Consider the following 5,714-nt stretch of genomic DNA (forward strand, 5'->3'; position numbering starts at 1 on the left):
GATGAGCAGATAAGTGATATTAGAGCTGAGTTGGATTTTTTGAGTTGGTAGTTATTTTGAATCACTATAAAGCCACTTTTTGGGAGTGGCGCCTTAGTGCCACTACACGCCTTAGTGCCACTACTCTAAAACGTTTATGCCCCAAAATGGCTTAGTGCAAATACTCGTTTACATGCAGTTCATGGTCTTTTGCCATATTAAAAGTTATCTGAAAGTTTGACTAAATAGGCACTTCGTGCCTAATGAAAGTGATAATGGCTGACAAGCGAAATTAGGCGAAAAATAACCTGAAACCGTCACAAATTTTCAAGTACCTTCTCGGATTAATAAAAAATTAGCCCTATGCGCTTCTCATGTATGATTAAGGACTACTTTTCATGTACAACGTTTACTGTTGAAAAACTGATACTTGGCATTTATGGTTCTCATTCTTCAATTGCAGCCTTGGCACCATTGTACTGCTATCAAAATCATAAATGATAACTTCTGGGTGGTGAGTATCATAAGCCTGACCAATGAAAACAGCCGCAGCGTTTGAAGCACAAGTAAATAAGTGTATGGTTTGAATGCTATAATCAGATTTTAGTTTGTGAAAAATAGACTGAAGTTCGGCAGTCAAAGCTTTTCCGTCTTCAGGGTGTGGAATTGCACCGTTACCCATATATTTTTCTTTGGCTCTTATAGTGATGATCTGAGTGTTTTTATTACCACTTAAAGCTTTTGAAGCACCAAGAAGACTTTCTGGCTCGGCAGTTAAGGCGATGTTTATGATGATGTCAGTATTTTCTGTTAAATCGTTTAGACCTTCTATTTCATAAAAAGCACCTACAGCTACTTCACTAGGCCAAGACCAGTTCCCACCTTCCCTAAAACGTAACATAGGTGTTACATCATTTTTATTACCCAATTTAGCTCCTAATCCAATAAGTGAAGATGTTGGTCCGAAGCCAAATAAAGCAGCATTGAAGCCACAACCCTTTGTTTGTTGAATGATCTTGTCTGCTGCACTTTGAATTACACTAGGCATCAATTGCCAAAATATATCTGGGGAATCAATCAATAAGTCTTCATTGTTGCTCAGAATGTTCATCTGTTCATGCATTCGGCGTTTAATTCTGGAGAGGCTACTGGCAACCTGAAGATATGATGGTGGCGAAACAGTTTGAGAGTTTACTGGCCATAGTACTGCATAAACTGGAATTGGCTGGTATTTTAGGCCGTCCAGTAAGCTATTAGCAACAATACTAAACTCTTTTTTCATTGCTGATAACATTGGTGCGGTGTAGTCGCTTGCAGCTACTTTATCTATAAGTCTATGGTGCTTGTCACATAGAAGTAAAACGTTGTCAGGATTGTTGGAAAGCTTATTAGACAGTTCTGTGACCCCTCTGGCACCTTGCTCAGAAGACGCAACGTTATGGGCTAAATAAGCATAGTTTCCAGTCGTCCCTGAAATAGTATCATGGTCTAACTTTTCACCACATCCGGTGAACATGCAGCGACCATAGCTTTCTCTCCATACAGTATTTTTGGTATCTACAGTGAAGTCTTTCCCTCTGCCTTTTAGTTTCCGATCATCCTCGAAGCGGACGAATAAATTCTCTAGTTCATCGATCGATAAATTAGCGCTTTGTTGCCACGCTTTAATCCAGATACCACTTATTGAGTCTAGCGTTAACAGATCGTAGCTCGTTATTTGATAACCTTGGATATTTCTGTATGTAATCACACTTTTGCTTTCAGATAAATTTGCTAGACAGTTTGCAGTGTCACGTGGTTTTAGACATAACCTTAGCGTAGCTACTACTTCTTCATTAAGGCTAAGTAGAATGATTGTATTTTTATCATCGTTGTCAGTCAGAATTCCCACATCATTCCAGCTTACTAGCTTCTTAAGGTTTTTGTGGTATTGATTAAAATTATCCAGTGAATCAATTGGAGAACTCGCTGCCTGATTACAAAACGGATCAACTTTATTAGCCATTTACTTTCCTCGATAATTTTTCAAATTTATTATTTATGTTGAGGTTAATATTTACTTGTCTACTACCAACAATAACAAGAAAGTTACCATTCCGGATTGCGTATTTAGCATCATAGTCATTTTCAAAGTCGACGTTCAGCACGACAATATAGAACAGTCATTTACAGCATTTCCATATAGTTAGCAATGTTCCTCCTAAACGATCGATAGTTCGATGACTTTCCCCTTTTCCAGGGTGTAGACCGACGTTGTTTTTATGCCTACGACAATAAAAAACAGTGGGCGATCGGAGTTGTCCTGTTCATGGGTTCGCCAGTCAGTTTTATCAGGGCTTGAGGGGCGCGGCACGTCTTGGGGGTGAGTGTGCCAGGTTCCAACGTAGCCCAACAACTGTTATGATGCGGTGTAGGCTTCTTCAATTTCTGCCTGGTGAGCCTGTGAATCCAGCTTGAACGTCGTCCGGGTTCTTTGATCGGATGCTTTTGGAGTAGTCAAGGTATCTATCAAGACTTCACCGTTCCGGTTGTAATACCCAATGAGAAGTCCAGCTGACTCAACTGATGCTGGCTCTTCTTGCCGGTAGGTACACAACTTTTGATGAAGAGTCTGAGGGAGGTAAAGGCGCTTTCCACACTTGCTTTGATAGGTGATGAACTCCTTTGGCTGGCATATGTCACACAGAGGATGCCGTAAGGGTTGCTTCTTTAAAGAGGATGTGAAAGTTTGATATCTTGGAGTGAGATTGAGCCCTTCGCGCTCTGCATCTGCGCTATCGCCTTTCCAGCTAACTTTCTTTGACTCAGTCAACTTCCCTTCCAGATATCCGACAGCCAGATCTGCTGCGATAAGAGCTGTTTGTGTGGAGCTGATTGCGCCATAAGGGATAAACATCTCACCACAGCCAGCGTAGTTTTTAACTACATTCTGGTCGGGTTCTATGAAATTGAGGTTAGATGCTAAACCGCGTACCCCAGTATTCGGCTCAACATACGCACATCGCAAACACCCCGGTTGACGCAGAATGTCTAGAACTGCATGTCCGCCGATTCCGTATCCTTCAAGCCAGCTATATATTACAGGGACTTTGACACCCGATTTCACAAGATAATCGTGGAACAGGCGTTCATGGGTCGGCGCGCCTATGGCGATGACGACGAGATCATAAGCACTTAAAACATCGTGCTTTCTGTAATCGAGTAAAGAGTTGCGGTAACCATCTGCTTTCAGCCATGGAAACTTTGCTTGCAACTGAAAGGCTACAGCAAGAGCTTTCGGCCAGTCGGTCATGTTGCCGTCGAGGGTATGACGATACAAGTTAGACGTACTAAACCTGTCCGGATCTGCAATATCAATACGGCCAATTCCTGCTGCTCCCAGCTTATGTGCTATTTCACTTCCTACCGAACCACAGCCAATCAGCAATACTTTCTTGTTATCAAGAGATGGGTTGGCACCACTACGTGGCAACATGAGTTCTTTGTTGAAGACCTCAACAAAGATTGGCTCGATCTTCCACAACCTCATTTTTTCAAAGGTAAGGGGAAATGCCCGCTTCTTATCCAAACTGAGTTTTACCCCAATCCAGGCTTTGCCTGATGGTGTTACTATGTTCAGCACTAGCCAGAACTCTTTAGCTCTGATAGGAAACATCTCCTTGTCTGCCCTACTTTTTGTTTCATGAGGGAGCCTTTGGAGGGCGTCCAGCAACCATGTTTTCAATCCGTCAGTATTGTGAGGAATAACCGGGTCTATGGATTGCAGCGGAAGGATACAGCCAGCGGCATCTTTTTGTTGCTGCCGTGAACCTATCTTGAAAAAGCGTGCCACATTTTGATCATTCCCCTCATATGGCAGGGCTGTGAAAGATGCGGAAATGCTCATAACGCTATCTGGTGAAATAGGTTTGTAAATATCCAGTTGAGTAAAATTGGCTACGCATGACGTGCAGTACAGTGTCTTTGCCGATTTGCTCATCATGCCCTTAGTGTTTGTGTACCAATTTGTGCTGAATTCCCTAAGCAACTCACTCTGGTTAAATTCGGAATCTGTAATGAGTGAGCGTAGCAATTCAACATGCCGTCTTATGGATTCCTCGAAGGCCAGTTCTGGCCTTTCAAAGTTGACTGATACGGAGTCCAGGTGATTCACACAAATTGAGCCAAGCCCTCCGAAATTTTGAGATGTCAGAACGTGGGCCAAGACCCCGAAAGATGCAGGGTCCTTTAAAAAAAAGTGCGGTAACTGCTGTAATTCATCAACGCAGAAATGCACCAAACTGACAAGGCGGCCATCAATTTCTACGCAGACAGAAAGTGTATCCAGATCCGAGTAGCTAGAGGGCTGAACTTCAAATTCACTGTCGAGGAAATATTCTAGAACAGATGCGTAGTCCACGTTATGCACCTTGCGATGTACCGGAAGCTCCTGCCGTGCTGAGGGGGGCGACCCCCGCAGCCGTTAGCGATGAAGCAGCCTTGGATGATGATTGCTTTTCTTGCTTGGGCACCTTGAAATCGTCGCCAAACATCCTATTCAAGATTTTGCACTGTTCTACTTCGTCCGTCTCGTCCGAGGCTTTCTGAAGGTCCTCTTGAAGCTTGAGCAGCTTGTTTCTAAGTTGGGCACCGACATTTAAATCACTACCATCGGCGTGCCCACCTTCCACCTTGTGTTGGAAAATATCGCGTTTCGGTTTTTTTGGTAACTTGACATATACGCGATAATCGTCTCTTCCCCATGGAGCTGAAATGTAGTCAGCATCAAGAATTGCCTCAACCGTGCTTTTCAACGCCTGTAGATCGTCATCCACCTCGGCTGACAGCGAGTTAGGGCTATATTGCTCTTTCAGCATGACGGTTAGGCCAATGGAGAAGACCTTCTTTCTTACCTCTTCAGAATTAAAGTTCACATCTCTCCAGCGTTTTATGTAGCGGATCAGACGTTTAAGCTGCTTGCGTTTTACTGTAGCCCCAAAAACAAAGTCATCAACGCTATCGATCCACTCAATAAGTCCTTTCTGATCAGCTTCTGACCATTCCTTGTGCTCATCACTGGAACCATTTTTACCGACAGCTAGGTAGTAGGTATCATCGCCAAAAAAAGAGGTCTCTTTTTTGTATATGGTATAGTCAATATGCAGGTTGATTGATTTGTAGTCCGCTGTAACGCACGGCTTTTTGATTCTCGGATCCTTGAAATTCCGCTTATCCAGCACTTCTTTTATGACTTTCTTTGGAGCAAGAGGATCTTCTGGTGCTTTCTCTGCATCAATGACGATTGCGCGATCTATGTCAAAATCACCATCCAGACTGTTAATGGCAGTGTTAACAGCAAATGATCCTTGCATGAATGAGTCGATTACAGGGTAGCCTGCCTCTTTGAAAGCGATTTTGATTTCCTCGAAAATGCTTTTATCTTTTTTCTTTGCCTTTTTATATCCTTCTGAGTGGCTGGTTAGGTAGATTTTCTTATTGAACTTGTTGAAATGGTTTTGAATAGGCATTGAGAACAGATCTCCCTGGTGATAGAATGAGTCAGGTAGTATATGGGGATGCATACAGTCAACTTCAAGTGGCTGGATAGAAAAAAGACAAACTGTACAAGAGAGCCACAGAAATCGGTTGACCTGCACCACTAATACCGGGCGCGCTGTAAACAACTTTTCCATACTAGAAGGGCTCTTCTCCGCTTAGATGAGCTTGATTTCCGGATAAATTGTAGAATGAGTTTC

Annotated in this window: 4 protein-coding genes; all 4 read right to left on the reverse strand. The window is 42.9% G+C overall.

Annotated features, from left to right (window positions below):
- Window positions 1-388: 388 nt before the first annotated feature.
- The 4 genes from ACED60_RS25090 to ACED60_RS25105 all read right to left on the reverse strand — a co-directional run bounded on the left by ACED60_RS25090 (window position 389) and on the right by ACED60_RS25105 (window position 5,651).
- A complete protein-coding gene (locus tag ACED60_RS25090) occupies window positions 389-1,984 on the reverse strand; it encodes an SAVED domain-containing protein (RefSeq protein ID WP_371728688.1) in 1,596 nt (531 codons plus the stop codon).
- Window positions 1,985-2,179: 195 nt separating this feature from the next.
- Window positions 2,180-2,374, reverse strand: coding sequence for a Mov34/MPN/PAD-1 family protein (locus tag ACED60_RS25095; RefSeq protein ID WP_371728689.1), 195 nt, complete (start codon window positions 2,372-2,374; stop codon window positions 2,180-2,182).
- A 3-nt stretch (window positions 2,375-2,377) separates the two neighbouring features.
- Window positions 2,378-4,378: a ThiF family adenylyltransferase gene (locus tag ACED60_RS25100; protein ID WP_371728690.1), complete on the reverse strand. Its 2,001-nt coding sequence runs from the start codon at window positions 4,376-4,378 to the stop codon at window positions 2,378-2,380.
- Window position 4,379: 1 nt separating this feature from the next.
- Window positions 4,380-5,651 (reverse strand): nucleotidyltransferase, encoded by a 1,272-nt coding sequence (locus ACED60_RS25105; RefSeq protein WP_371728691.1) that lies wholly within the window; start codon window positions 5,649-5,651, stop codon window positions 4,380-4,382.
- Between the last annotated feature and the right edge of the window lie 63 nt (window positions 5,652-5,714).

The organism is Vibrio sp. 1F279 (assembly GCF_041439815.1).
Lineage (GTDB): Bacteria > Pseudomonadota > Gammaproteobacteria > Enterobacterales > Vibrionaceae > Vibrio > Vibrio tasmaniensis_A.